The organism is Cohnella lupini (genome assembly GCF_003386205.1).
GTDB classification, from domain to species: domain Bacteria; phylum Bacillota; class Bacilli; order Paenibacillales; family Paenibacillaceae; genus Cohnella; species Cohnella lupini.
Genome location: NZ_QRDY01000003.1, coordinates 358,900 through 385,076, shown reverse-complemented (window position 1 = coordinate 385,076; position 26,177 = coordinate 358,900). Strand labels below are relative to the sequence as shown.

The window sequence follows — 26,177 nt, the reverse complement described above, 5'->3', positions numbered from 1 at the left end:
GCTACTCCCTCGCTTCCGCAAGAAGATGGTCGGCCCCGCGGCCAAGCAGAGCTTGAGCGACATCAGAGCCGACCCGCAGAGGGTCGGAACCGCTCGCGCTCTCCTTCAGCATGCTGATGCCGTCTGGAGATGACACCATTCCTTGCAATAGTACCACCGAAGCCCCATCGCTTGTTTCAAGTCGGGCAAACGCTCCGATCGGGATCTGGCAACCCCCGTTCAACAAACCGAGCAATCGCCTTTCCGCGGCTACCGTTCGCTCGGTATCCGGGTCGTTGAGCAGGCTGAGCAGCGCAAGCACGTCCTTATCGTCACCTCGGCACTCGACCGCCAAGGCGCCTTGCCCGACGGCAGGCAAGCATACTTCGGGCGAAAGATATTCCGTGATGCGATCTTTCCAGCCCATGCGGTGTAGACCAGCCGCCGCGAGGAGTATGGCGTCGAAGCCTTCTTCATCTAACTTGCGCAAGCGGGTATCGATATTCCCCCGAATCGATTCGATGCGTAAATCCGGGCGATGGGCTTGCAGTTGCGCCGCTCTCCTTAGGCTGCTCGTTCCAATTCGCGCTCCGATCGGCAAGTCGGCCAATCCTTTGCCTTCTCTGCCGATCAAGCAATCCCGGGGATCTTCGCGTAACGGAATCGCGCCTATGACTAGTCCTTCAGGAAGATCGAAGGGCATATCCTTCATGCTGTGGATAGCAAGATCGATTTCTCCGTTCAGCAACGCTTCCTCGATTTCTTTAACGAATAACCCTTTTCCCCCGACCTTGGACAAGGTGACGTCCAATATGCGATCCCCTCGGGTCACGATGGGCTTCACCTCGAATGTATAAGCAAGATCTTCCCTTGCGCATATCTCTCTTAGCGCTTGTATCGTCTGATTCGTTTGCGTTATCGCGAGCGTGCTTTGCCTTGACCCCACTATTATATTGCGCATATGTATCTATCCCTTCCGGTCATTTACACGTTGACGTAATCGAGCGATCAGCCTGTCCTTATCTCGAATCCATGCTGCCGAACGCCATTCCTCTAGCGCCTCGTCGGTTACCGCGACTTGAAGCAGCTCGCGCCGTTCGGTAATATCCGATATCTCCGACTTCACGATCTCGCGAATCGTCCTGAGCGCCTTGACGTTCTCGTCATATTCGGGACCGTAGCGTTCCGCAAGCTCGTTAATGATGCGTTTCGCAAGAGCAGGCCCCGCACCGGAAGCGCTGGCCGCGAGAATCAAATCCCCTTGCCGCAATACGGCCGGCACAAGAAAATCTCCTTCTTCGCCATTGTCCGCAATATTGTACGGAATGCCTCTTAGACCGGCAATTTCGGCAATCCAGCGGTTGACTTCCGGCCGATCCGTCGCCGCGAATACGAGAGTTGCGCCGTCCAAATCTTCTTCCTTGGCTTCCCGCTCGTCCCATTGCAATAAACCGGCGTTCGCCCATTCTTGCAATACCGGCGTTAGCTTGGGACTTATTACGCGAATATCCGCCTTTGCTTGCAGCAAGCCTTCCGATTTCCGTTGCGCGACGGCGCCGCCGCCTACGACGATGCATCTTCGTCCATCCATCTGTAGAATGATCGGATACCAGCCGGCCACGGACAATGCTCCTCTCGCAACGAATCTATTTACCTATTACTCGACTAGCGACTAAAGCATCTGATGAAACGAGGATAGCGAGCTAACGAAGAAACCCGTAACCAATAAAGCATACCCCAACAGATTCCAGATCGCCAGCTTTGTCCCGTCATCGAGAGAGGCCAATCTTCGAATCAAATAAAAAATATAAAGGGCACCGGCAGCGAACGAGAACAGTACCTTCTCGTCCAACAGCTTCGCCGGACTGCCGTCCAGCAATAGCGCCACCGTCCCCGTGGATAGCGACAACAACAGCAACGGAACACCGATCAGGCCTGCACGGTAAGCGTATTGATCGATCCATTCCAAGCTAGGCATCCGGCTCATCACATGCGACCACTTCTTTGCTTTCAACCTCTGATGGAGGAATAAATACATCAAGCCCAGAATCGCCGTTATCGTTAATACCGCGAAGGCTAACGTAATCAGCCCGACATGTACCAGCAACAATCGTCTAGCGACTTCCCACGGCTCCAGCTCCACCTTTTGCCGATTGCGTTCGATCAAATTAAGGGCCAGTACGGCGAAACCAACGACGTTGACGAGAAGGACGAGCAACTCCGCCCGGACAATCCGATTAAGAATAAAGGACGCGGAGACCAGCAACCAAGACACGAAAAACAAATAATCCCTAAGCGTCAACGCCGGAACCGAAAATCGGTCCACCAATAAGACCAATAAAAAAACGCCCTGAAGCACCCAAACAAAAACAAGGAGCCCTGTGCCCACCTTTCTGGCGCTCCGGTTGCCGGAAGCGGCGTCGGACACGAAGAAAAGCAGGCTCAGGGCATAAATATAAAGTACGGCGTCGGTTAACCAATCTTGCGTTATCATGGGGGCAGCGCCTCCGGCATCCTTGCTTTATCTAAGTGCGCCTGCGAGTTGGGATAACAATATCTCGACATCCCTCATGGAGCCCGGTGTCGATTCGGCGCTTCTGGACGACGAAATCAATTCTTTCCGCGATTTCTCCTCGGCGATTTGTTCCGCCTTCAGAATCGCGACTTCGTCTTCCAAGGCGAACAATTGAACGAATAGCTTCATCGCTTCGTCGCTGCGTTTCTCGGCCGCAAGTTCTTTGATACGCAATATAGGATCATGTATGACTTGATTGACGATGCTCTTGGTTAGCTTGCGAATGACTTTGACTTGCCGCTCGTCCAGCTCGGGAAGCTTGCGCAACAAGCTCTCCAAAGTATTCTCTTGAATGGATGCAGCCTTATCCTGAAGCGCCCTGATCAGAGGGCTGACTCCTAGGGTCGCATACCATTGTTGGTAAGCTTCCTGCTCAAGCTCGATCATTTCCTCGATTATGGCGGCTTCCTTGCGGCGTTTCGCCATGTTCGATTCCACGATGCCTTCGAGATCGTCGATATCGTAGAGAAAGACGTTCGGTATATCTCCGCACGAAGGCTCGATATCCCGAGGCACGGCGATATCGATCAGAAAAAGAGGCTTTTTCTTACGCGCGGACATCGCGGCTTCGATATGCTTCCGGCTGATAACGAATTTCTCCGCTCCCGTGCTACTAATGACGATGTCTGTATCTTTCAATCTATCCATGGCTTCGTCGAACGTCATTGCGGTGCCTTGGAACTTCCCGGCCAAATCGGCCGCTTTCTCGATCGTCCGGTTGACGACGAACACCTCTTTAGCCCCATTGCTATGGAGGTGCTGCGCGGTTAACTCGCTCATTTTCCCCGCACCCATGATCATGACCTTCTTATCGTCGAACCGTCCGAAGATACGCTTGCCGAGCTCCACAGCCGCGTAACTGACGGATACCGCGCTCTCTCCGACCGAGGTTTCTGAGTGCGCGCGCTTGGCTAACGTAATAGCCTGCTTGAACAATCGGTTGAACAGCGTGCCTGTCGCTTGCTGCTCTTGCGCGAGCAAGAAAGCGTCGCGTACTTGTCCGAGAATCTGAGTTTCTCCGATAATCATGGAATCGAGGCCGCTTGCGACCCGGAACAAATGCTCCACCGACCGATCGTCTTCGTACATATACAAATGCGAGTTGAATTCCTTGCGCGGTATTTTGAACCATTGCTCCATGAATGCGCGTATATGATGTCCGCACAGGTGAAGCCGGTCAACGACCGCGTAAATTTCCGTCCGGTTGCAGGTAGCCACGACGACTCCTTCAAGAATGCCGGTCGTTTGCTTCAACGCCTGCAACGCAAGCGGCATCTCCTTATCCGACAACGTAAAGCGTTCCCTCATTTCCACGGGGGCCGTACGGTAATTCAATCCGACAACGATAAGATGCATCAGCAATCACCCGACTTTCTGCATAGGAGTAAGGACTATCCTGTATGTCATCGATTATTATAGCATAGTTGTACGATCACTTTTCCCTCAAATATGAAAACTTTATGAAAACCGCTCCGTCTGCGGCGCTTTTTTCTATTGTCGGCGATTTGTCCCAGCGCTATTCCTAATACGTATGAAAAAAGCCATGGAGTTAATACCCCCATGGCTTTCGCTTTTTTGTTATTTAACGAGTTCGACCTGCTTCATCATCGGTTCTACGACTTCCATTTCACCGAGTCCACGGATCAATTTCTTCGCATAAGTTTTTTCCGGCTTCAGTACGTTGACTAGATAGTCAATTGCTGCTTGCGGATCCACGGTTTCGCCACAGGTATAACAATCGATCGCGGCAAAGCCCTTCTCAGGATACGTGTGAATGGAGATGTGACTCTCCGATAACAGAACCAAAACGGTTGCGCCTTGAGGTTCGAATTGCTTTGCTTGAACCGATAATACGGTCGCGCCGCATGCTTCAGCTGCTTCCACCATGTGCGATTGGAGAAGTTCCGCACTGTTCAGTAAATCAATGTTTCCTCCCCATGTGTCAACCGCAACGTGCCGTCCGAAAGTCGAGTACTCCATCTTTCGGTTCCCCCTTCCTAGGAATAAAATGTGAAACTGATTTCATCCGCTAGGACCTACGTCATTCACTTGGAGGGAATTTGCTCTCACCGCATTCCTTGAGTGAATCCTGGTTCCTATTGTATTGTGTTGTCAACGAATCTAAAAATAACATCTATCGTGGGTAAATGCAACTGTTTTTTTTGCTCGCCCGGCAATCCGTTTTCCCCGCGCCGTGGATTTCCCCGATTTACACGCAAAGCCCACCGCAATGCCGTTACGCCCTAAATTATGCGCCATCCCGCCTCGTGGTGCGAAGCCGGCGACAAAAGAAAAGAGCCATCCGATGGCTCTTTCCAAGGCCGAGTCTGCTGTTCGCTTAAGCTTCTAACGCGAATAATAGACGGCTATGATATTTCAATCTTTGATCGATATCCGAAATAAGTTCCGGTTCCTTCGTAACATTGCGAATGTCCAGGAGCTCGTTGACGGATCCGCGCAATCGGTTGATTTCTTCTTCGACCGAGCACAGGTTAAATTGGGATTGAAGTTTTACTAGCGTATCGCTTTGCTCGAATACCGTCCTCAGCAGAGCATCCTTGCTCTCCACGATGCGCACTACGTTGCCTTTAATGTAATGATAGACCATCGTGTAGCTCGGATAAATCCGGTTGACGACCGCATCGCCTTTGAAAGAAGAAACGAGCTTGCGTAAAGTGTTAGTTAGTTTTGGTTGAACAACGCGACAAGTCAACGTGCATCGATATTGTCTGTTGCTTCGTTCGAAGGTTAAGCGAATGGACTCTCCGCCCGCGTCTTCTTCTAACACGACCTCTTGATTGCCGTTATCCAAAACAAATACTTGCAACCTAAGCTGCTGGACTTCGCATAGAGAGATCAATCTCGGCATTTCGGCTTCCGTCAGTGTCAGACTGGCATTGACATACTCCGTGGCTACCCGTTGAGCCATAAAATCTCCTCAATTCCCATTGTCTTGCGATTGTCATACTCGATAACTAACTTTATTATACGCTAATTCGCTAGCCGTTTCTTCTCCGCCAATCTTGATTTTCCCGGAAAAAACGCGCAAAAATCGATTCCTCCCGCGATTCCTTCAACCTTTTAACCGTTATCCTCTGTTTCCTGCACGTTGTTAGGGGGTTCAGAGGGGTCTTTAAGCGGTATTCCTGCCGATTGCAAGATGATGCTCCATAATTCGTCCCTTCCTTGTCCGGTTTCCGAAGAAAACAGGATTAGAGGAACATGCCCGGGCATACCCAGCGTCTGGCGAACGATCTTCACGTGTTTAGGCCATTGGGATCGCGATACTTTGTCCGCCTTGGTCGCCACGACGGCCATCGGAATTTCGTAATGGGAGAGCCACTCGTACATCCGCTGGTCTTCCGCGGAAGGCGGGTGACGCAGATCGACGAGCTGTAGCACTAACTTAAGGGGTTCTCGTCCCCTTAAGTACCGCTCGATCATTTTGCCCCAAGCTTCGCGCTCCGACTTGGACACTTTAGCATAACCGTATCCCGGAAAGTCGACGAAATAAAGCTCGCCGAGCTCGCCGTTGATCTTGTAGTAATTCAACGTCTGCGTCTTCCCCGGCTGTTGGCTCGTTCGCGCCAAATTCTTGCGAAGCAGCATCTTGTTGATCAGGGATGATTTACCGACGTTAGAGCGGCCGGCAAGAGACACTTCCGGCAATCCGTCCTCCGGATACTGGCTTGGACCGACCGCGCTAATGACAAATTCGCTTTGCTTGATTTTCATAACAACTAAGGTCTCCTATCAGTGCGTACCGAGCGGCCTCGTATCTTCGGGGTCGTCGTTTACGGCAGTCGGAATCGCCGCGTTCTCCGTCTGCAATTCGTTCTCTTCTTGTCCGGAAGCGCTAGCTGCCGGGTTCAGGGGTTCGGACAGCGCATGCTGAAGAACCTCGTCCATATGGGCAACCGGAACGAAAGTCATATTCGCCCTTACGCTCTCGGGAATATCCCGCAAATCCCGTTCGTTGTCTTTAGGCATCAATACTTTGGTGATACCCGCGCGGTGAGCGGCCAACGACTTCTCTTTCAAGCCGCCGATCGGAAGCACACGCCCCCGCAGCGTAATCTCTCCGGTCATGGCCACGGTGCGGGTAACCTTCCGGTTCGTTAGCGCGGATATCAAAGCGGTCGCGAGCGTAATTCCCGCCGATGGTCCGTCCTTCGGAATTGCCCCTTCCGGTATATGAACGTGGATGTCCGTCTTCTCATGGAATTGAGGATCGATGCCAAGCTCGTTCACGCGGCTACGGGTATAGCTGAATGCGGCTTGCGCGGATTCCTTCATTACGTCTCCGAGTTGACCTGTCAACGTTAGCTTCCCGGTTCCCGGCATAACCGTCACTTCGATGACCAGCGTATCCCCGCCTACTTCGGTCCAGGCCAGGCCGGTTACTGCGCCGATCTGATCTTCCAGCTCCGCCATTCCATAGCGATATTTCGGCGGTCCGAGGAGCTCCTTGAGCTTCTCGAGGTCGATGACGAACGGAGCCGCTTCAGGATTGGCTACGATTGCCTTAGCCGCTTTGCGGCAGAGGGACGCCAATTGCTGCTCCATGTTACGCACCCCGGATTCCCGGGTATAATGGCGGATCAAGGACATAAGCGCATCGCTATCCAGCGCAAGCTGATCTTCCTCCAACCCATGGTCCCGTTTCTGCTTGGGAAGAAGATGGCGTTCCGCGATCTGAAGCTTCTCAAGCTCGGTGTAACCCGGGACGTGAAGGAGCTCCATTCGATCCAACAACGGTCTAGGGATATTATGCACGACGTTCGCCGTCGTGACGAACATCACGTTGGAGAGGTCGAACGGCATTTCGACGTAATGATCGCTGAAGGTGGAATTCTGCTCGGGATCCAATACTTCGAGCAACGCCGAAGAAGGATCGCCGCGGAAGTCCATGGCCATCTTATCGATCTCGTCCAAGAGGAACACGGGATTCGCGGATCCCGCATTGCGCATGCCTTGCAGGATACGGCCGGGCATAGCCCCGACGTAAGTGCGGCGATGCCCGCGAATTTCCGCTTCGTCTCTTACTCCGCCAAGGGAGATACGCACGAATTCGCGTCCTAGCGACTTCGCGATGGATTTGGCGAGCGAGGTTTTGCCCACGCCGGGAGGACCGACCAAACAAAGGATCGGGCCTTTCAGCTTCTTGACGAGCTTCTGAACGGCCAAATACTCCAAAACCCGTTCCTTTGGCTTATCCAAGCCGTAATGCTCGTCGTTAAGGATTTTCTCGGCGTTCGCGATATCTAGATCGTCATCCGTCATCTTGCTCCAAGGCAACGCGAGCAACCATTCCACGTAAGTGCGAATGACGGCGCCTTCCGCCGAGGATGCAGGCATTTTCTCCAACCGGTCGATTTCCTTGGACACCTTGGCTTCTATCTTCTCCGGCAGCTCGGCTTCGGCAAGCTGGGCTCTAAGCTCTTCCACTTCGCCCGCCCGGCCTTCCTTGTCGCCGAGTTCTTTCTGGATCGCTTTCATCTGTTCGCGAAGATAATATTCCTTCTGCGTCTTCTCCATCTGTTTCTTGACGCGTTGGCTGATCTTGCGCTCAAGCTCCAGCACTTCGCGTTCATTGTTGAGGAAGTCGAGCAGTTTCTCCAGACGGGGACGAACTTCGACGGTTTCCAGAATTTCCTGCTTGTCTTTTATCTTCAACGACAGGTGGCTCGTGATCACGTCCGCCAGCCTTCCGGGCTGGTCGATATCCGAAACGGCGGCAAGCGTCTCCGGCGTAACCTTCTTGGATAAATTGATGTAATGCTCGAACTGGCTAAGCACCGCGCGCATGAGCGCATCCAGCTCGGAGTCGTTCGTTTGGCCTTCGGGCAGTTCGTGCGCAAGCACCTCGTAAAACTCGTCGTTCGGCAAATATTGCTCGATCTCGGCCCGGCTGACGCCTTCGACCAGTACCCGGATCGTTCCGTTAGGCAACTTCAGCATCTGGCGGACTTTGGCTAAAGTCCCGATCTGATAAATATCTTCTTGCGTCGGTTCCTCGATATTGACTTCCGATTGCGAGCAAAGCAAGATCATGTGGTCGTCGATCATGCATTGCTCCAGCGCTTTCACGGATTTCTCCCGGCCGACGTCCAAATGTAGAACCATGCTGGGATACACGAGCAGCCCTCTTAGGGGCAGCAAGGGAATGGAACGGCTTTTCTGTTTGCTCGAACCCATCATTCACGCACCTCGCAGTTCTGAAACGAATTCAAACACTTCAGTCATTGTATCAAATGTATTCGCTCGCCGCAAAAAAGAGCCGCCCGGAATGGCGGCTCTTCGAAATCATTTCGACGTTTACCCCTCGGTTTCCGCGTGGAGCACCGATCCCGCCGGCGCCGCCGCGAACGCGTCAGCGGCGACGGGCAGTTCGCTGACCTGCCAATCCGGCTCCGACCAAACCACGTGCTCGCCGAATACGTGGCGAAAGACGTCTTCCATCCGGTCGACCGGAATGACCTTGACTCCTTCGAGTCCCTCGAAGATCGCCTGCCAGTTCTCTTTGGGAATAATGACGGTTTCGGCTCCGGATTGGAACGCGGCTTCGACCTTGGCGACTACTCCGCCGACAGGTTTAACTCCGCCGTGGATGCTCACTTCTCCGGTCATGGCGATTTTATTGTCCACCGGCTGCTTGGTCATCGCCGAGGCGATCGCGACGGCCATCGCGACACCCGCCGAAGGTCCGTCGACGGGGGTTCCCCCCGGGAAATTAATGTGCAGGTCGAAATTTTCCGGCTGGAATCCGTTGCGGCGAAGGACGGTCAGAACGTTGTCGAGCGAGCCTTTGGCCATGCTCTTGCGCCTTAAAGTCCGCTGTCCGCCTCCGAGTTCTTCTTCCTCGACGACTCCGGTAATATTGAATTGTCCTTTTCCGGGGATAGCCGGAATGGCGGTCACTTCTATTTCGAGCAATGCCCCCATGCTCGGACCATATACGGCCAAGCCGTTAACGAGCCCGATTTGAGGCTTCGCCGGCACTTTACGATCCGGGCGAGGCGGCAACTGGCTGCTGTTGACGACCCACTCCACGTCCCCGGCGCTTAGCTCGTCGCGATTCTCGGACAAGGCTAGCCCTGCGGCCAATTGAATAATATTCACGGCCTCGCGACCGTTCGTTGCGTAACGTTTGACGACGTCAAGCGTGTCCGGACGCGGGGTAAATCCGATTTTCTGAATCGCGTTCTCGGCGATTCGGGCGATCTCGTCCGGAAGCAGCGGGCGGAAGTACACTTCCATGCAACGGCTACGAAGCGCGGGCGGAAGATCGTTAGGCGATCTTGTCGTCGCGCCAACCAGCCTGAAATCCGCCGGAAGACCGTTCTGGAAAATATCGTGAATATACATCGGAATGTTGGAATCTTCGGCGTGGTAATATGCGCTTTCCAAATACACCTTGCGATCCTCGAGCACCTTCAACAGCTTGTTCAACTGGATCGGATGCAATTCTCCGATCTCGTCGATGAACAGAATGCCTCCATGGGCCTTCGTAACCGCGCCCGGCTTAGGCTGCGGTATACCCGCCACGCCCATCGCGCCAGCCCCTTGGTATATGGGGTCATGTACGGAGCCTATAAGCGGATCCGCGATCCCTCGTTCGTCGAATCGAGCTGTCGTGGCATCGATTTCCGTAAACTTCGCTTCGCTGCGGAACGGAGAAAGCTTATTTTTCTTGGCTTCCTCCAGAATGACCCGCGCCGCCGCCGTTTTTCCCACGCCGGGAGGTCCGTATACGATCACATGCTGAGGGTTGCTGCTGCATAAGGCTGCCTTAAGCGCGCGAAGTCCTTCCTTCTGTCCCACGATATCCGTAATCGTAGCGGGCCTGGTCTTCTCCGATAAGGGCTTCGTCAAGGAAATGGAGCGCAACTTGCGCAGCTTATCCATTTCCTTCCGGGATTCCCGGTCGACCGCGCTGCGATTGCTTTTCTGATTACGCAGCAAATTCCAGAAGTAAATGCCGATCACGACGGCGAAAAAAACTTGGACAAGCATCAAAACCATACTTAAAGTCATCTGAATCATCCTCCCCGATCACGCCTTTGGTCGGTATAGCTTCGCAAGCAAAAGACAAAAAAACCGGCACCCGGGCTATACTTGGTAGTATTGCCCGAATGCCGGCACATATAGTCATGAAAGGGAAAGCAATTATATCTCCAGCAATTCGCGAATGTCGTCCTCGGATAAAGTCGATAAAGCCGCTTCGCCCGGCTGGATCACTTCGTCGATCAAATCCTTCTTCCGCTGCTGCAGCTCCAGCATTTTCTCCTCGATCGTGCCCTGTGCCACCAGTTTGATGACCTGCACGACTTTTTTCTGCCCGATGCGATGAGCCCGGTCGGCCGCCTGCTGTTCGACGGCGGGATTCCACCATAAGTCGTATAACACGACGGTGTCGGCTCCGGTCAGATTAAGTCCCGTTCCTCCCGCTTTCAGGGAAATAAGGAAAATATCCCTAGCCCCGCCATTGAATTCGTCGCACATCTCCAAGCGTTTCGCGGAAGGCGTCGATCCATCCAAATAGAAGTAGGGGACATCTCGGCCGTTTAACTCTTGCCTGATGATATCCAACATCGACGTGAATTGCGAAAAGATGAGCATTCTCTTGCTGCTGCCCTGGCACTCCTCGATAATCTCCAGCAATTGCTCGAGCTTACCCGATGTGCCCTCGTAGCCTTCCAAGAACAAAGCGGGATGACAGCATAGCTGCCTCAAGCGGGTCAGTCCGGCCAATATTTTCATCCGATTTCTCTGGAAACCGCCTTCTACGGCCAGATCCTTCACGATATCGGATTGCAGCTTCTCCAGGTACGCAAGATAGAGCTTCTTCTGCTCGGTCGACAGCTCGGAGGGCTGAACGCTCTCGATTTTGTCCGGAAGCTCCTTGAGAACCTCGCTCTTGAGCCTGCGGAGAATGAACGGACGAACGATTCGCGCTATCTTCTCTCGCGGCAAATCCGTGAACGACTTCTTGCCGCTGAACAAGCCGGGAAAAATGGCTTCGAAAATAGACCAAAGTTCATCCAGCGAATTCTCGATCGGAGTTCCCGTAAGCGCAAAGCGCTGTCCCGCTTGCAATCTCCTGACGGCATGCGATGTCAAAGAGGCGTGATTCTTGATCGCTTGGGCTTCGTCTAGAAACAAGGTACGGAAATTTTGCTTTTCGTACCATTCGATATCGCGTCGCAGCAACGGATACGAAGTAATCCAGACGTCCACGTCCTTCATCTCCGACATCAGCTCACTTCGCTCCTGACGATCTCCGGCCGCGACGACCGTTCTAAGCTCGGGAGCGAACTTATGGCATTCCCTTTCCCAGTTGTAGATTAGGGACGCCGGAGACACGATGAGCACGGGAGACGGCGCCACTCCGTCTTCGATCGGCTTGGCCGTTTCGGATACGATGTAAGCGATGCTTTGAATGGTCTTTCCAAGGCCCATGTCGTCTGCGAGTATACCGCCTAGCCGGTAATGAGCTAACGTCTTCAACCACTGAAAGCCGTACTTTTGATAATCGCGGAGAATCGGATCCATGTCCGTCGGAACTTCGAAGTCCAGATTATCCGGGTTGCGAAGGTTATCCCATAGCTTGCGAAGCGTTTTCCCCAACTGGATGCCGGAACTCGTCTTCCCGAATTGATCCATGAGCTGGAAACCGCGTACCGCCGGCATTCGAATCCGGTTGCCGTTCATATCCGGCTTTCTCAGATCCAGCTCCTCGAACAAGCGGTTGATTTCCTTGAAGCTCTCCTGTTCGAGCGACAGGAATTGCCCGCTCGGCAAACGGAAATATTTTTTCTTCTCCACCAAATTACGCAGAAGATTTTGTATTTCCTGTTCGTCCATGCCTTCCATATCGAACGAAACTTCCAACCAATTGGTGCCGATATCTACGTCCAGCCGCGCCTTCGGCTGATATTCGACCGTACGCATGACGTTCTTTACCGATTCCGTAGCGTAGATCTCGACGTCGTCGCCCAATTGCGGCAAGATGTCGTAAAGGAAATCGTAAACGTCTTCCTCTTGGTCCAAATATACGTCTTTCCCGTTGAACTTGAAGGAAGCTCGCTCGATGACGGCCATGATTCGATTCTCCCGATCCAAATCCCTCATCAGGATAACGTCTTCCCTGGCATTCTTCATCGCTTTCTGCGGCAAGGGTGAAATGACGATATCATCGTAAACGTATTCCAATCTCGCGAGCAGCCGCTCCTCCTCGAAATCCAAATGCAGTCTGGCGTTCAAAGGAGGATTCACGATTCGATCGGCGATCTGCGGGGAAATTTCCACGTTCACGAACTGGTTCAACCCTCTGACGACGCGATCGATGAAAGACTCGATCTGCTCCGGAGCGATCAGAAGACGGGTATCCTTCTCGTAATGGAACATTTTCTTAAGATCCGATATTCGCTTTAATTGAGCGGGGTCGGACTTGAAGAGAAGTCCGTTAACGATGGCAACTCCGTAATTGTCCATGAAGGTCGAATTCTTCAACCCTTCGATCTCCAGTTGGTAACCTTCGCCGCCGGCCTTGTTCAATTGCACCGAAATCGGAAGCGCTCCTTCCATCATCTCCATGCGATGGGTACCGGCGTTTTTGTCCTCGAAGCTGATGTTCAGATGTTCCAGCAACGGAAGCATTTCCTCCCAAATGGCGGGAGGAATCATCAAAATTCTCTCTTCCCTGTGAGAGTAAGACGAGAAGGAGTGAAATAAATCCTTGTATATCTCCTCGACGTTCATGGCTTCGATCATCAACCGGATAAACCGGGAATCGTGTTCCTTGAACACGTGCTCGGAAGGGTCGTAGGAGAAATGCTTCGCGAACGTCATCGAAGTTCCGGCTTCGACATGCTTCAGGAAATCCTTGATTCGCTGAACGATATAGAGCCGTGAAAGTCCGATCTTCATAGAAATCGCGAACATGGGCTTGTTGGAGAAGCTCTTGACCAACTTGCAGGAATACTCGACTTCAAGCGGAAGAGCATCCATCATATCTTCCTCTGCGGAGCCCAGATCGGAATCCGTCTGGCGGCTCAAGACGCGGTCGAACAAAAAGATAACCTGCTTGGTGAGATGAGCGTCCTTCTCGGAGATCACTTCATTTTCCGCAGGTTGTTCTTCCGTTTCCTCATCTGCGAGCTTTAACAATACGGCGGCGATATGTTTGCAAAACGTTAACGGGGAAAACGCAGCGCATTCGCAAGAAGCCGCAATTTCTCCATCCTCGTCGAAGGCGATCTCGACCTCGTAGCGGTTTCGGCTAGATCCTTTCACGATCGCCCGATATCCCGCTCCGCCTTGTTCCTTCTTGACGGATGCCACTTGTCCCGACCGGAAATACGCTTCGCCGCGCATGTATGCCGCAGGTCCGCACTGCTCCCGAATCGATTGTTTATTGATCGCAAACTCTCTAACGTCACCTGTACGAACCATTTTTCATCATCCCGCATTCCGTTCAGATCAGCTTTGGGGCATCGGTGTATCCGTCGCATTGGCAAACCCTGTACTGTACTCGTTGTCGATATACTCGCGAATTTCCAAATTCGACTTTCCTTGCTGCTTCAACTGAGCCGAGACCATGGCGATTTGTACGCAAACGCCGCATCTTGTTCCGTGATCGTCCCATTCTATCGAGCCGTCATCGCGAATTTCGTTGATGAAGCAATTCAGGTTGCTTTTATGTCCCGCGCTTTCGCCGCATCCGCAATAACACGGAATCCACCGTAGAGTGTCCCCGAGTTTGCCCGCTACCTGATAAGCCACTTGGACGGCGTTTTGTTTGGCGTTCAGGAAAGAAGGCAACTTCTCCGCGGAAGAAGTTACCTCTCTCAGATCTCCGTGAGGGGCTTGCTCCTTCGCCGCGCACGCCGAGAGCGCCAATGCGCCCAAGCCGAGCACGACGAACGTTATCTTCTTCATCTTATCCATGTTTACGTCCCGGAATAACGCCGGTTTCGTTATAAGAAGCGACAATTTGGTCGATTTCCTTCTTCAACTCGCTCACGAGCTCCGCTTCCGGCACTTTTCGGATCATCTCTCCGTAACGGAACAGCATGCCTTCCCCGCGGGCTCCGGCGATGCCGATATCGGCTTCTCGCGCTTCTCCGGGGCCATTGACCGCGCAACCGAGTACCGATACCTTGATCGGCACCTTAAGCTTGGACAAGTATTCTTCCACTTCGTTCGCCACGGAGAATAGGTCGATATCGAGTCGTCCGCAGGTCGGACACGAAATCAAAGTAGGAGCGTCCGTAATGAGCCCAAATACTTTAAGCAGCTCGCGGGCGGCTTTAATCTCTTCCACCGGATCCGCGCTCAATGAAATTCTCATTGTATTGCCGATACCGTGGTTCAACAATACGCCAAGACCCGCCGAGCTCTTGATCGTTCCCGAGAATAGAGTGCCGGCTTCCGTAATTCCAAGATGCAACGGATAGCGGATAACTTCCGCCGCTTTCATATAAGCTTCGATAGCCATTGGAACGTCGGAGGCTTTAAGGGATACTATGATATCGTGAAAATCGAGTTCCTCCAAAATACCGATATGGAACAAAGCGCTCTCTACCATGGCATCGGCCGTAGGATAGCCGTATTTCTCCAGAAGGTGGTTCTCCAAAGAACCCGCGTTGACGCCGATTCGAATCGGAATTTTCTTCTCCTTGCAGGCTTTGACCACGGCTTCGACTTTCTCGCGTCGTCCGATGTTGCCCGGATTAATTCGAACCTTATCGATCCCGTTCTCGATCGCAAGAAGAGCTAAGCGGTAATCGAAATGAATATCCGCGACCAGAGGGATGCTGATCTGTTTCTTGATTTCTTTAATGGCATCCGCGGCTTCTTTATTATTAACGGTTACGCGAACAAGCTGGCATCCCGCTTCCTCGAGCCGTTTAATCTCGGCTACGGTAGCGGCGACGTCGGCCGTCTTCGTCGTGCACATGCTTTGCAGGATCACTTGGTTATTGCCGCCGATAGTTAGATTGCCGACTTGTACGGCGACCGTGTCTGTACGCTTGAACATAATGGTTTCTCCCCTGTATACGCCAAAGTCCACCCCGCGTCTAGGCGGGGTGGAACCGGCAATCTAGGCGAACTCCGCATCGGCCGAAGGCCTTATAGCGGCATTCGTCCTGCTCCAGTTACGCGCTCTCTTCTTTTTTCTTGCCTTTTTTGGTCGTTAACTCCGGCGCAATCTTGTCTTTGATGACCTTCTCGGTCACAAGGCATGTCACGACGTCATCGCGAGACGGTACTTCGTACATCACGTCGAGCATGATGCCCTCGATGATTGCGCGAAGTCCGCGTGCTCCCGTATTCCGCTTGATCGCTTCGCGAGCGATTTCCTCAAGCGCTCCGCCGTCGAATTCGAGTTTCACGTTGTCCATTTCAAGCAGCTTCTGATACTGCTTAACCAAAGCGTTCTTCGGCTCCGATAGAATGCGGACAAGAGCGGGCTCATCGAGCGGCTCCAGCGTGGAAATGACGGGAAGACGACCGACGAACTCGGGAATCAATCCGAATTTCAGCAGATCTTCCGGTTGCGCAAGGGACAAGTACTCGCCCGGCTTCATATCCTTCTGACCTTCGAGAACGGAACTGAAACCGATGACTTTCTTGCCGATGCGACGTTTGATCAATTGTTCTAGGCCGTCGAATGCGCCGCCGCAGATGAACAAGATGTTCGTCGTGTCGATCTGAATGAATTCTTGGTGAGGATGCTTGCGTCCGCCTTGCGGAGGAACCGATGCAACCGTTCCTTCGAGAATTTTCAACAACGCTTGCTGCACGCCTTCGCCGGATACGTCGCGAGTAATGGACGGATTCTCGGATTTACGAGCTACTTTATCGATCTCATCGATGTAGATAATGCCTCGTTCGGCTTTTTCCACGTCGTAATCGGCTGCTTGAATGAGCTTCAGCAATATATTCTCGACGTCTTCGCCCACGTAACCGGCTTCCGTCAATGAAGTCGCGTCCGCGATGGCGAACGGGACGTTCAGAATTTTGGCCATCGTCTGAGCTAACAAGGTTTTACCCGAGCCTGTCGGACCGACGAGCATGATATTGCTCTTCTGAAGTTCGACGTCTTCGATCTTCGCTTGGGAATTGATCCGTTTGTAGTGGTTATAAACGGCTACCGACAAAGATTTCTTCGCTTGATCTTGACCGATGACGTATTGATCTAGAATGTTGCGGATGTCCTTCGGTTTCGGGATATCCTTCAGATCGAGCTCTTCCTCGTGCCCGAGCTCCTCTTCCACGATCTCGGTGCAAAGCTCGATGCACTCATCGCATATATAGACGCCGGGACCGGCAACCAGCTTTCTGACCTGATCCTGCGATTTGCCGCAGAACGAACATTTTAATTGACCTTTTTCGTCGCTGAACTTAAACATGTAAACCCTCCTTAATAAACCGCATCATCGCCCTTACGGGACGGAATTGTCGTTCTTATGCTTTGGGAATGTCTGTCGCAAGCGGTGCCGTGATCACTCTGTCGACCAAGCCGTAATTCACGGCTTCTTCCGCGCTCATGAAATTATCGCGGTCCGTGTCCCGTTCGATCTTCTCGTAAGGCTGGCCGGTACGGTCAACGAGAATTTGATTCAGCTTCTGCTTGGTTTTGATGATCCAATCCGCGTGAATCTTAATATCCGACGCCTGACCTCTTACCCCGCCTAACGGCTGGTGAATCATGATCTCGCTGTTAGGCAATGCGAAGCGTTTGCCCTTCGCGCCAGCCGTGAGAAGCAACGAACCCATGCTTGCGGCCATTCCGACGCAAATCGTGGAAACGTCCGGCTTGATGAATTGCATCGTATCGTAGATTCCCATTCCGGCCGTTACCGAGCCGCCGGGGGAGTTAATGTAAAGGTGGATATCTTTCTCTGGATCTTCGGCTGCAAGGAACAGCAGTTGAGCCATAATGAGATTGGCGACATCGTCGTCAATCGCGCTTCCGAGAAATACAATCCGGTCCTTCAAGAGTCTAGAATAGATGTCGTACGACCGTTCTCCGCGATTCGTTTGCTCGACGACCATTGGTACTAACATGTTACCAACCCCTTTTCTCATTGGACTTCAAATCTCGGTAATAGTTTAACACGTTCAAAACGGAATGTCATGTTGACGAGTTCTTTACGGGTTACGCTCGGTCTCGAGACGGGCAATATTCTATGTATTCGGGGTGAAAAATAAGGCACGCGAGTTACACGTGCCTTTGCTTTAATAGTAAATTAAGCTTGTTTGCTGTTTTCTACGAGGAACTTCACGGCTTTGCGAACTTTCAAATCCGCGCCCATGCTTTCCAAGTATCCGTTAGCCGCGAAAATGTCGCGAAGCTCGTCGGCTGGACGGTTGTAAAGCTTGGATAGGTTCTCCAACTCTTCATCGACCTCTGCTTCGGATACGTCAAGATTTTCCGCTTTCGCGATTGCCTCGAGCACGAGGTTGTTGCGAACCCGTTTCTCGGCATCCGTTTGCATTTGCGTCTTCAGCGCGGCTTCGTCTTGACCGCTGAATTGGTAGTACAGCTCCAAGTTCATGCCTTGCTGGCGAAGACGGTTCTCGAAATCCTTAAGCATGGCGTCGATTTCGGTATCCACCAGAACTTGCGGAACTTCCAATTCGGCAGCATCGGTCGCTTTGTCTACGATAGCCGTCTCGCGAGCAAGCTCGGCATCTTTCACTTTGCGATCTTTCAGCTTGCTGGCAAGATCCGCTTTGTATTCTTCGAGCGTATCGAATTCGCTGACGTCTTTGGCAAACTCGTCATCGAGCTCCGGCAAATTTTTGCGTTTGATTTCGTTCAGCTTCACTTTGAACACGACCGCTTTGCCTGCCAGGTTCTCCGCTTGATAGTTCTCGGGGAAAGTAAGGTCGATGTCTTTCTCTTCGGCAATGTTAAGTCCGACTACTTGCTCTTCAAAGCCCGGAATGAAAGATCCGGAACCAAGCTCCAGCGCATAGTTGTCGCCTTTGCCGCCTTCGAACGGAACGCCGTCCAAGAATCCTTCGAAATCGATCGAAGTATGGTCGCCCAATTGAGCCTGGCCTTCGTCGACTACAACCAATTCCGCATGACGTTGTTGCAGACGCTCCAGCTCGGCGGCTACTTCTTCATCAGATACGTCGGCGTCGTCGGCAGGTACGACCAAGCCTTTGTATTCGCCAAGCTTAACTTCCGGTTTAACCGTTACTTTAGCTTTGAATTTAAAAGTTTGGCCTTTGCCGAATTGCTCGACGTCCACTTCGGGACGGTCGATCGGCTCGATGCCGGCTTCGTCGATCGCTTTGGTATAAGCTTCCGGAAGCAAGATGTCGATCGCGTCTTGATAGAGGCTTTCGATTCCGAAACGAGCTTCGAAAATGCCGCGCGGCACTTTACCTTTGCGGAAACCCGGTACGTTTACTTTTTGAACTACTTTGCGAAATGCCTTGTCCAACGCGACCGTAACTTGCTCCGCGTCCACCTCGACCTCAAGAACCCCGACGTTCTTCTCTATCTTTTCCCAGTTTGCTGTCATTTTATGCTTTCCCCTCCGTAACCTTCTTGCCGCTTCAATGCGACCATTCACATAAACCACTCTATTATAGAACAACATCTTGTTCCGTTCAAGCAAAAACGACTTCGTCGTCCTTCAGGACAGAGAATGTCGATTTTGTCGTAGCGATCAGATGAGTATAAAAATAAAAATTTATACTTTCTGATCGTTCAAGCAATAAACTGAAGTCATGGATGAGTAAGACGAGGCTCGATGGAATATTGCCTTAACCAGCGCAACGCCTGTTCATATCGAAACCGCAATTCTCCCGTTATCCCATATTGCTCGCGAATCCATTCATCCCCGTGTTTGCCGTGCAACTTCTCCATGAGCAGCTGGTGAAGCGCGGCCCCCCAAATATCCGAGGAACCGTCGTCATCCTCGGTCATGCCCTTATAGATCGAAGATCCATACGCGACTTCCACGCACTCTTTCCACATTTCTTCCGCGAAATAAGAGAGCGTGGGATCGGACACCTCGGCCGCTTGGCGAACCCTTTCGAGAACTTGATGGATGCCTTGCGGGAACTCGGAAAATACGATCGGCGTATCGGCTGCTTCCACTGTCAGGCTTTCGCCGTCCCTCCAGAAAGACACCGGACCGTTGGACCCCTGTTTCCTCAATGCCTGCAGCGCGCGGAACTGTACGGGAGGAATGTATTCCTCGCGCGCCAGCCATTGCCTGAGCGACAATTCGATATCCGGATGCGAAACGTGCATCAGTTGACCTAATACCAACAATTGTTGTTCCGGGTCGTCTCCGTTATATAGAGAAGCTAATAACTGCGGAATATATTCGCTGTCGGATTCATAACGCTCCGTCACGCGCCTTTTGAACAAATCCTCTTCGTTCTCGTCCTCGTCTTCTTCCGAGTAGGGGAACGCGCCATCTCCCCCGCTTACGGCTTCCGGAAACGCCGCATCGAGCCATCCCAGCAAAGCTTGCCACTCCGTATGGTGACGATCGGCTTCCCCGTGGCATTGAAGCAGAAAAGAGAGCAACGACTTGGCGTCGCCGTAACGTTCCGATTCCAGCATCTTCGTAAGTTGTATCTGATAATAATCCAATGTCTTCGGGAATAATACCAAGTTATCCTTCGTGCGGTCAGTCATTGGGGTAGCCCCCCTCCAAATTTACCGGCTTCGTCGCTGGTCTTCTTCTAACTTACGCCTCATGCCAGCCTTAAGCAGCAAGTTCAGTTCTTCGCATTATATCATGAAAGGACGGCAAAAAGAAAAAACGGCGATGAAGCTTGATAACTTCGCCAACTCTGAATACAAGATTGATTTGATCTATAATGCCATGCTATAATTTTCCTTGTTTTACATGCCATGCGGGTGTAGTTCAATGGCAGAACGCCAGCTTCCCAAGCTTGAGGCGAGGGTTCGATTCCCTTCACCCGCTCCACCGAAAAATGAAGACGCACATGTCCAAGGTTGATCCCCGCCTGGAACAAAGTGTGTTTTTTTGTCGTTATTTCCCGAAATTCATCTAGGTATTCGCGTCTCGAAATCGATTATTTCTGTAACCTAGGTCACAGAAACCGACGATCCGCCAATGGTAGCATAGTCCTATAAAGAGAAAAGCTTAACTAGGAGTGGTAACTATGCTAATCATACCAGTAAACGAACTCGAAGACGGCGACAAGCTGGGGCGCGGTCTTTATACCGTGGACGGACGTCTTATGCTCAAGCAAGGCGTGGCTCTAAATAGCAGTTTAATCGATGGGATCAAGCGCCTCGGACACCGCTATATATCTGTCGAGATGACGGAGCGCCGGACCGCGATCAGCGGCGCCGACATTAAGAAAAGCCTGATGAATATGACAAAAGACGTGCTTAACCAAATTTTCCGGTCCATGCGCACGATGAGCAGCTTCCCCCATCGAACGTTAATGGAATGGACCGATCATATTTCCGCCACGATTATCGAGGAAACGGACATGAAGCTAAGCTGTCGAGATTTTGCTTCGAGCGGCGAGGAATTAGTCGCCCATAGCCAGAACGTCTGCATTCTCTCCCTGCTAACCGCCAAAGCGCTCGGTTATAACAAAAAGCAAATCGAGAATATCGCCATCGGCAGCCTCCTGCACGATATTGGCCTCGTACTTCCTTATGACGATACGCTGCTGCTTCATCACCCCGTCATAGGATACGAATTCCTGCGCAAGCAGCAGGGCATCCCGGAAACGGCTCTCCGTATCGTCCTGCAACACCACGAACAATTGGACGGCCGCGGATTTCCGCACGGCCTCAAGGGGAAGCCGTTACTGGAAAGCTCTCAAATCTGTGGATTGGCCAGCGATTTCGACTATTTCATGAACGATCCGACGCATGATCGGCTTCCCTGTGAAGGATTTGACTTCGTCATGTCGAAAATAGATTCCTCGTACAGCTACGGCGTCGTTAAAGCTTTCATGCTGGCGTTCCAACCTTATCCGGTCGGAAGCAAGGTCGTTCTATCCGGCGGATTGACGGGAACGGTATGCGCGACCAATAACGCGAATCCGTGTCGTCCGATCGTGCGGTTGGAGCAAAGCGAAACGCAGGTCGATCTCATGAAGCACATGACCTTCAAGGTTATAAAGGTTATTCCGGCATTTTAAACGATCACGAATGAAATGGAGGTCGCGGCCATGCCCGTCGACGGTAAGAAACTTTTGGCAACCATCCCCTTTTTTCGGGACATAGAACCTAGTCTCATCGACCGTCTCACGCCCTATATGCACCATAAAACGCATCGCAAAGGCGATCTAATCTTTCTGGAAGGCGACCAGGGCAACGAAATCTATTTCATCGGCAGCGGCTCGGTCAGCATTTATAGCTTCGATAAATCAAAGAAGGTCATTCTGGCTTATTTGCGCGAAGGCGAATATTTCGGGGAAATGGCGCTCATGAAGCCAGGCATGGTCAGGTCGGCGACTGCCGAGTGCTTAGTGCAAACCAAGCTGTATATTTTGCGACGCCACGATTTCCAACTGCTGATAGAGAATGATCGCAACATCGCGTTTCACCTTTTGGACTACACGATGGACAGATTGCGGAGAGCTAACCAGCAAATCTACGACCTCACCTTCTTGAACGTGAGATTGCGTATGATTAAGCAACTGCTCTACTTGGCGGAAAACTACCCGATCGAAGGACTGAACGAGTTCGTCATTCCGGTTAAGATCACCCACCAGCAAATGGCCGAAATGGTGGGAGCGGCTCGCGAAACGGCGTCGAAAGTATTGCAGGAGCTGCAGGATGAGGGTCTCATACATATCCAAGACAAACTCTTTCACCTTAAGGATATAAAGCTATTGAGGGCTAAGCTCCTGCAGGAAGAATAATCCTTGCGGAACGCAAATCATTATGTTAAACTACTTTTTGCGTGTCTCAGTAGCTCAGCTGGATAGAGCAACGCCCTTCTAAGGCGTCGGTCGGGGGTTCGAATCCCTCCTGGGACGCCATCCCATCTAAATACGCAACCCGTCGATCGGCTGAACCCGCTTGGCGGGTTTTTTATTCCTCATTAGAGAGGTGATGATATGGCCATACGTCCCGCCGATCCGTCGGATAGCGGACCGATCGCTAAACTCATCTTGCTGGCCATTCAAGATATTGCCAATCAATTAACGGGTAAGACGACCGAATCCGACGTCCTCCGGCAATTAGAAGCGTTCCTGAACGTCGAGGGCAACCGTTTCAGCCGTTCGTGTATTTTAGTCGAAGAGATAGCCGGGGAGGCCGTCGGCATGATCCTCTGTTACCACGGTAGCGACTCGGTGCGGCTCTATAAACCGATTCTGGATTATTTGCGGCACAACGGCGACCTTGCCGCCTCGATCGACGAGGAAGCGGACGAGGACGAATATTACATCGATGCGATAGCGGTCGATCCTTCGCATCAAGGTAAAGGGATCGCTAAACGACTCATTGCCGCAGCGGAGACGAAAGCAGCCGGACTCGGGTACGATAAAATCGCCTTAAACGTTGAAATGAACAACTCCGGAGCCCATGCGCTTTACCTGAAGCTTGGATACGAGGCAAATAAGGTAATTACGATTCACGGCAAGCCTTATCGGCATATGGTCAAGCCTCTTCCTTCATTCATTTAATAAACCGGCTACGGAAACGAACTCATTCGTTTCCGTAGCCGGTTTTGCTTTAAGAACGAATCGCGGTGGGTAATAAAACATAAAGAAGTCAGATAGAGAACATAAAAACAACCATCCGAGGGAGAAGTAAAATATGAAGAAGCAGAATAAAACGATCGAATTCGTCCAATGCTTAATTTCTCGGTTCCGGGAGGACGACGTCCCCTCGCTAGGCGCGCAGTTGACCTACTACTTAATCTTGGCCTTCTTTCCCTTCCTTATTTTCCTTGTTAGCCTGATAGGCTTCGCGGACGTTTCGGCCGATGAGCTAATCGGAGATTTCATCCGGGTTCTCCCTTCCGATACGGGGGACATTGTCAGAAACAGCATTGACGAGGTAACGCTAAACCGCAATGGCGCCATTCTGTCCATAGGGATGCTCGCTACGATCTGGGCGGCATCCAACGGGGTGAACGCGATCATCAAAGGGCTAAACAAAGCATACGACGAGGAGGAAACGAGACCTTTTTGGATCGTAAGGGGAATATCGGTCATCTCGACCGTGGTCCTTGCCGTTGTCATCCTCATCAGCATGCTTACGCTCGTATTCGGAAGAATCATCGGTGAATACTTATTCGAATGGCTGAACTATCCTGTCGCTTTCCCGCGGATATGGAGCGTTCTTAAGCTCGCGATTCCTCTAGTCGCCATATTCGGAGTGTTCATGCTCATGTACCAAGTTACGCCTAACCGCAGGCTGACCTGGCGCGATGTGCTGCCGGGTTCGGTTTTCACGACCGTCGGTTGGATCGTTTCCTCGCTATTGTTTTCTTTCTACGTCAATCATTTCGGCAATTACGCCAAAACCTACGGCAGCCTAGGCGGTATCATCGTGTTATTGATATGGCTCTATTGGAGCTCCATCATCGTGCTGCTCGGGGGAGAGATAAACGCGACTTATGCTTTCGGCAGAGAAGGCAAAGTGAAATGCGAAACCAAAAAATACGGACTGCACTTGCCTTGGGTGAATAAAAAAACCGTATAATATTTGGACGACATCGACTCAAATCCGTAACGGAGGGCGAAAGATGGGAACGTGGTTGATCTATGCATTACTGTCGGCCGCTACGGCAGCGCTCGTGGCGATCTTCGGAAAAATAGGACTGAAGGATATCGACGCCAATTCCGCCACCGCGATCCGAGCGGTTATCATGGCTCTCTTCTTACTCGGAGTCGTCGCGGTGCAGGGGAAGTTCAGCCAGCTCGGAGAAATCGTCGCGCAGAGAAAGGCGATGTCCTTCATTCTGTTAAGCGGCGTTGCCGGGGCGTTATCGTGGCTGTTTTATTTTCTTGCGCTGAAGGGAGGCAAGGTCTCTCAGGTCGGTCCTATCGACAAGCTTAGCGTAGTCCTCGCCGTCGTCCTCGCCTTCTTCTTCCTCGGCGAGAAAATATCGTGGATGAACGCGCTCGGAGTGGCGATGATCGCTGGCGGCGCCGTGCTTGTCGCGTTGAAATGAGTATTTAAGCGCTTATTTCAGCGCGACTTTGAACACGACCGCATATTCGGCTTGCTTAAGCGATTCCTCCGTCAACCCGGCGGTGGATGGAGTTACCCGTCGAAGCCGTTAATCCGCCTACGTATGCCTCCTCGCCGTCGTTTATTCGAACTTCCTCCTCGAGCCGCAACTGTCCCTGACCAGTTATCATAATCTCGCTATCGATGGCGGAAGAAATATTTTCCATTGAATGATTATGACGCGAGAGAGTTTCGAAACCAATTCTAATTGCAAGTTGTCTAACTGTATAAGCTGGTCGGGTTCGCCGGTACTCCAACGGGAAATGCGCTCGGATATGGTTCGTTCGGCCGCCCGTTAAAAGGAGGTTCAAGACTTGTCGGTGTTTAACGGCACGCCGTGCCGTTAAGGCGGTGGGTTGGGGTGTTTTGGCTCGTTTTAACGGCACGCCGTGCCGTTAAGGTAGGCGTGGTTTGGCGTTCATAAGCACAATAAAGCGGCATGCGGTGCCGTCGAGCGCCAGGTCGCGGTGCTATTCGCTACCGCCGAGCGGCTTCATAGCGAATAGTACCGCTTCGTGACAGTTATCTCTTAGCGGTTATGAGGTTTCGCGGGGCTATTCTGAGCGGGATGGAACGTGTTGTTCTTCAATGTTTCTTCTACGAACTCCTCGCCCTTCTTGGAGATCTGGTTGCCTTTGTTCTTCTTGAATTTATCGGCCACGGATGAATTCACCTCCCTCGGCGACATTCGCCATGCGTTCGTCTTTCCTTATAAGTTCCTATCCAATGCTTCCGCTATTCCAGGGTAAGCCAGAATTTGCGCGGCGAACTCATCCCGATCGTTGACGGACATGTGGTCGGGCGAAGAAAACAGCGGCTTCGTTACGTCTTCGAACGCGGAATGCAAGCTGTTATCGAACCAATCGACCTCATAATCGGCGTCGTTGGAAATCAGGTTAACGAGCGCGTATTCGCTATCGGAGGTCGCACGGAAATAAGCCAGCATCTGCGGGTCCCGCGGATGGTCGGTGGACACTTCCACTTCCCCGAACGGTTGTCCTCCGCGATCGAGCACCCTCCTGAACTGGGCTTCTCTAACTTTCATCACTAGATGCTCCCTTCCTCCCGCTCATTGCAAAATACCCATCGACTCGATATGGCTTCTGGTTTCGTGAGTGCCGAGCTTATGAAGCAAACGATAAATATCCTTGAACAGCGTGTCGTATGTGACGTCCTCAGGATCGTCGCTAACGGTCGGTAATCCGCTGAAGTGAAAGGCATTATCTTCGTCGGAGTCTTGTAGTTCCTCGAACAAGTCTTGAAGCTCGGTAAGTTCGTCCTCATTGGCGTGGATTGCGAATTCGAAAGACGCCGAGTGGGCATCCTCCAAAATTTGCCTCGCTCCGACAGCCACGTAGTAAGTTTTCCTTTCCGAATCGGGAGCCTGGAATTCCGTCATAA

Annotated in this window: 25 protein-coding genes and 2 tRNA genes; 7 read left to right on the top strand and 20 right to left on the bottom strand. The window is 52.0% G+C overall.

Annotated elements, in window-relative coordinates; all coding sequences use genetic code 11:
- Position 1 precedes the first annotated feature (1 nt).
- The 16 genes from hemC to DFP95_RS08585 all read right to left on the bottom strand — a co-directional run bounded on the left by hemC (position 2) and on the right by DFP95_RS08585 (position 20,234).
- Positions 2-940 (bottom strand): hydroxymethylbilane synthase, encoded by a 939-nt coding sequence (gene hemC, locus DFP95_RS08660; protein WP_115992187.1) that lies wholly within the window; start codon positions 938-940, stop codon positions 2-4.
- Positions 941-946: 6 nt separating this feature from the next.
- Complete coding sequence (locus tag DFP95_RS08655) at positions 947-1,600, bottom strand: precorrin-2 dehydrogenase/sirohydrochlorin ferrochelatase family protein (RefSeq protein ID WP_115992186.1); 654 nt, start codon at positions 1,598-1,600, stop codon at positions 947-949.
- Positions 1,601-1,651: 51 nt separating this feature from the next.
- A complete protein-coding gene (gene ccsA / locus DFP95_RS08650) occupies positions 1,652-2,473 on the bottom strand; it encodes a cytochrome c biogenesis protein CcsA (RefSeq protein WP_115992185.1) in 822 nt (273 codons plus the stop codon).
- Positions 2,474-2,500: 27 nt separating this feature from the next.
- Positions 2,501-3,910 carry a glutamyl-tRNA reductase gene (gene hemA / locus DFP95_RS08645; RefSeq protein ID WP_115992302.1) on the bottom strand — a complete coding sequence of 470 codons (1,410 nt, stop codon included), beginning with the start codon at positions 3,908-3,910 and terminating at the stop codon, positions 2,501-2,503.
- Between the two features lie 222 nt (positions 3,911-4,132).
- The gene (gene speD / locus DFP95_RS08640) at positions 4,133-4,534 is read right to left on the bottom strand and encodes an adenosylmethionine decarboxylase (RefSeq protein WP_115992184.1); all 402 of its coding nucleotides are present in this window, start codon (positions 4,532-4,534) and stop codon (positions 4,133-4,135) included.
- A gap of 358 nt (positions 4,535-4,892) precedes the next feature.
- Entirely contained in the window at positions 4,893-5,483 is a 591-nt protein-coding gene (locus DFP95_RS08635; RefSeq protein WP_115992183.1) for a non-ribosomal peptide synthetase module, read from the bottom strand.
- A gap of 152 nt (positions 5,484-5,635) precedes the next feature.
- Positions 5,636-6,289, bottom strand: coding sequence for a ribosome biogenesis GTP-binding protein YihA/YsxC (gene yihA / locus DFP95_RS08630; RefSeq protein ID WP_115992182.1), 654 nt, complete (start codon positions 6,287-6,289; stop codon positions 5,636-5,638).
- Between the two features lie 18 nt (positions 6,290-6,307).
- The gene (gene lon / locus DFP95_RS08625) at positions 6,308-8,752 is read right to left on the bottom strand and encodes an endopeptidase La (protein WP_115992301.1); all 2,445 of its coding nucleotides are present in this window, start codon (positions 8,750-8,752) and stop codon (positions 6,308-6,310) included.
- 120 nt (positions 8,753-8,872) lie between these two features.
- Positions 8,873-10,591, bottom strand: coding sequence for an ATP-dependent protease LonB (lonB, locus tag DFP95_RS08620; protein WP_115992181.1), 1,719 nt, complete (start codon positions 10,589-10,591; stop codon positions 8,873-8,875).
- 132 nt (positions 10,592-10,723) lie between these two features.
- Positions 10,724-14,011, bottom strand: coding sequence for a DEAD/DEAH box helicase (locus tag DFP95_RS08615; protein WP_115992180.1), 3,288 nt, complete (start codon positions 14,009-14,011; stop codon positions 10,724-10,726).
- A 27-nt stretch (positions 14,012-14,038) separates the two neighbouring features.
- Positions 14,039-14,497: a PCYCGC motif-containing (lipo)protein gene (locus tag DFP95_RS08610; RefSeq protein ID WP_115992300.1), complete on the bottom strand. Its 459-nt coding sequence runs from the start codon at positions 14,495-14,497 to the stop codon at positions 14,039-14,041.
- A 1-nt stretch (position 14,498) separates the two neighbouring features.
- Complete coding sequence (gene ispG, locus DFP95_RS08605) at positions 14,499-15,599, bottom strand: flavodoxin-dependent (E)-4-hydroxy-3-methylbut-2-enyl-diphosphate synthase (RefSeq protein ID WP_115992179.1); 1,101 nt, start codon at positions 15,597-15,599, stop codon at positions 14,499-14,501.
- Between the two features lie 118 nt (positions 15,600-15,717).
- On the bottom strand, positions 15,718-16,974 hold the full coding sequence (gene clpX, locus DFP95_RS08600) for an ATP-dependent protease ATP-binding subunit ClpX (protein ID WP_115992178.1): 1,257 nt from the start codon (positions 16,972-16,974) through the stop codon (positions 15,718-15,720).
- 55 nt (positions 16,975-17,029) lie between these two features.
- Complete coding sequence (gene clpP, locus DFP95_RS08595) at positions 17,030-17,632, bottom strand: ATP-dependent Clp endopeptidase proteolytic subunit ClpP (protein WP_115992177.1); 603 nt, start codon at positions 17,630-17,632, stop codon at positions 17,030-17,032.
- A gap of 182 nt (positions 17,633-17,814) precedes the next feature.
- A complete protein-coding gene (gene tig / locus DFP95_RS08590; protein ID WP_115992176.1) occupies positions 17,815-19,104 on the bottom strand; it encodes a trigger factor in 1,290 nt (429 codons plus the stop codon).
- A 206-nt stretch (positions 19,105-19,310) separates the two neighbouring features.
- A complete protein-coding gene (locus DFP95_RS08585) occupies positions 19,311-20,234 on the bottom strand; it encodes a hypothetical protein (RefSeq protein WP_115992175.1) in 924 nt (307 codons plus the stop codon).
- Positions 20,235-20,455: 221 nt separating this feature from the next.
- Here DFP95_RS08585 and DFP95_RS08580 point away from each other — a divergent pair.
- From DFP95_RS08580 to DFP95_RS08550, 7 genes are all read left to right on the top strand, one after another.
- Positions 20,456-20,529, top strand: a tRNA-Gly gene (locus DFP95_RS08580).
- A 199-nt stretch (positions 20,530-20,728) separates the two neighbouring features.
- Entirely contained in the window at positions 20,729-21,727 is a 999-nt protein-coding gene (locus DFP95_RS08575; protein WP_115992174.1) for an HD-GYP domain-containing protein, read from the top strand.
- Positions 21,728-21,757: 30 nt separating this feature from the next.
- Positions 21,758-22,453 carry a Crp/Fnr family transcriptional regulator gene (locus DFP95_RS08570; RefSeq protein WP_115992173.1) on the top strand — a complete coding sequence of 232 codons (696 nt, stop codon included), beginning with the start codon at positions 21,758-21,760 and terminating at the stop codon, positions 22,451-22,453.
- A 43-nt stretch (positions 22,454-22,496) separates the two neighbouring features.
- Positions 22,497-22,573, top strand: a tRNA-Arg gene (locus DFP95_RS08565).
- A 78-nt stretch (positions 22,574-22,651) separates the two neighbouring features.
- Positions 22,652-23,221, top strand: coding sequence for a GNAT family N-acetyltransferase (locus DFP95_RS08560; RefSeq protein WP_115992172.1), 570 nt, complete (start codon positions 22,652-22,654; stop codon positions 23,219-23,221).
- A gap of 133 nt (positions 23,222-23,354) precedes the next feature.
- Positions 23,355-24,245: a YihY/virulence factor BrkB family protein gene (locus DFP95_RS08555; protein WP_115992171.1), complete on the top strand. Its 891-nt coding sequence runs from the start codon at positions 23,355-23,357 to the stop codon at positions 24,243-24,245.
- Positions 24,246-24,288: 43 nt separating this feature from the next.
- On the top strand, positions 24,289-24,717 hold the full coding sequence (locus DFP95_RS08550) for an EamA family transporter (protein ID WP_115992170.1): 429 nt from the start codon (positions 24,289-24,291) through the stop codon (positions 24,715-24,717).
- Positions 24,718-24,772: 55 nt separating this feature from the next.
- Here the strand turns inward: DFP95_RS08550 and DFP95_RS29600 are convergent, their stop codons facing one another.
- The 4 genes from DFP95_RS29600 to DFP95_RS08540 all read right to left on the bottom strand — a co-directional run bounded on the left by DFP95_RS29600 (position 24,773) and on the right by DFP95_RS08540 (position 26,175).
- On the bottom strand, positions 24,773-24,907 hold the full coding sequence (locus DFP95_RS29600; protein WP_281273403.1) for a hypothetical protein: 135 nt from the start codon (positions 24,905-24,907) through the stop codon (positions 24,773-24,775).
- 398 nt (positions 24,908-25,305) lie between these two features.
- On the bottom strand, positions 25,306-25,437 hold the full coding sequence (locus tag DFP95_RS29595; RefSeq protein ID WP_281273402.1) for a hypothetical protein: 132 nt from the start codon (positions 25,435-25,437) through the stop codon (positions 25,306-25,308).
- Between the two features lie 48 nt (positions 25,438-25,485).
- The gene (locus DFP95_RS08545; protein ID WP_115992169.1) at positions 25,486-25,821 is read right to left on the bottom strand and encodes a hypothetical protein; all 336 of its coding nucleotides are present in this window, start codon (positions 25,819-25,821) and stop codon (positions 25,486-25,488) included.
- A gap of 24 nt (positions 25,822-25,845) precedes the next feature.
- Entirely contained in the window at positions 25,846-26,175 is a 330-nt protein-coding gene (locus DFP95_RS08540) for a hypothetical protein (protein WP_115992168.1), read from the bottom strand.
- Positions 26,176-26,177: the final 2 nt, after the last annotated feature.

Coding starts and splice junctions, on each gene's coding strand:
- hemC (WP_115992187.1), bottom strand. CDS start 940: ATGCGCAATATAATAGTGGGGTCAAGGCAAAGCACGCTCGCGATAACG.
- ccsA (WP_115992185.1), bottom strand. CDS start 2,473: ATGATAACGCAAGATTGGTTAACCGACGCCGTACTTTATATTTATGCC.
- hemA (WP_115992302.1), bottom strand. CDS start 3,910: ATGCATCTTATCGTTGTCGGATTGAATTACCGTACGGCCCCCGTGGAA.
- speD (WP_115992184.1), bottom strand. CDS start 4,534: ATGGAGTACTCGACTTTCGGACGGCACGTTGCGGTTGACACATGGGGA.
- DFP95_RS08635 (WP_115992183.1), bottom strand. CDS start 5,483: ATGGCTCAACGGGTAGCCACGGAGTATGTCAATGCCAGTCTGACACTG.
- yihA (WP_115992182.1), bottom strand. CDS start 6,289: ATGAAAATCAAGCAAAGCGAATTTGTCATTAGCGCGGTCGGTCCAAGC.
- lon (WP_115992301.1), bottom strand. CDS start 8,752: ATGGGTTCGAGCAAACAGAAAAGCCGTTCCATTCCCTTGCTGCCCCTA.
- lonB (WP_115992181.1), bottom strand. CDS start 10,591: ATGACTTTAAGTATGGTTTTGATGCTTGTCCAAGTTTTTTTCGCCGTC.
- DFP95_RS08615 (WP_115992180.1), bottom strand. CDS start 14,011: ATGGTTCGTACAGGTGACGTTAGAGAGTTTGCGATCAATAAACAATCG.
- DFP95_RS08610 (WP_115992300.1), bottom strand. CDS start 14,497: ATGAAGAAGATAACGTTCGTCGTGCTCGGCTTGGGCGCATTGGCGCTC.
- ispG (WP_115992179.1), bottom strand. CDS start 15,599: ATGTTCAAGCGTACAGACACGGTCGCCGTACAAGTCGGCAATCTAACT.
- clpX (WP_115992178.1), bottom strand. CDS start 16,974: ATGTTTAAGTTCAGCGACGAAAAAGGTCAATTAAAATGTTCGTTCTGC.
- clpP (WP_115992177.1), bottom strand. CDS start 17,632: ATGTTAGTACCAATGGTCGTCGAGCAAACGAATCGCGGAGAACGGTCG.
- tig (WP_115992176.1), bottom strand. CDS start 19,104: ATGACAGCAAACTGGGAAAAGATAGAGAAGAACGTCGGGGTTCTTGAG.
- DFP95_RS08585 (WP_115992175.1), bottom strand. CDS start 20,234: ATGACTGACCGCACGAAGGATAACTTGGTATTATTCCCGAAGACATTG.
- DFP95_RS08575 (WP_115992174.1), top strand. CDS start 20,729: ATGCTAATCATACCAGTAAACGAACTCGAAGACGGCGACAAGCTGGGG.
- DFP95_RS08570 (WP_115992173.1), top strand. CDS start 21,758: ATGCCCGTCGACGGTAAGAAACTTTTGGCAACCATCCCCTTTTTTCGG.
- DFP95_RS08560 (WP_115992172.1), top strand. CDS start 22,652: ATGGCCATACGTCCCGCCGATCCGTCGGATAGCGGACCGATCGCTAAA.
- DFP95_RS08555 (WP_115992171.1), top strand. CDS start 23,355: ATGAAGAAGCAGAATAAAACGATCGAATTCGTCCAATGCTTAATTTCT.
- DFP95_RS08550 (WP_115992170.1), top strand. CDS start 24,289: ATGGGAACGTGGTTGATCTATGCATTACTGTCGGCCGCTACGGCAGCG.
- DFP95_RS29600 (WP_281273403.1), bottom strand. CDS start 24,907: ATGATAACTGGTCAGGGACAGTTGCGGCTCGAGGAGGAAGTTCGAATA.
- DFP95_RS08545 (WP_115992169.1), bottom strand. CDS start 25,821: ATGAAAGTTAGAGAAGCCCAGTTCAGGAGGGTGCTCGATCGCGGAGGA.
- DFP95_RS08540 (WP_115992168.1), bottom strand. CDS start 26,175: ATGACGGAATTCCAGGCTCCCGATTCGGAAAGGAAAACTTACTACGTG.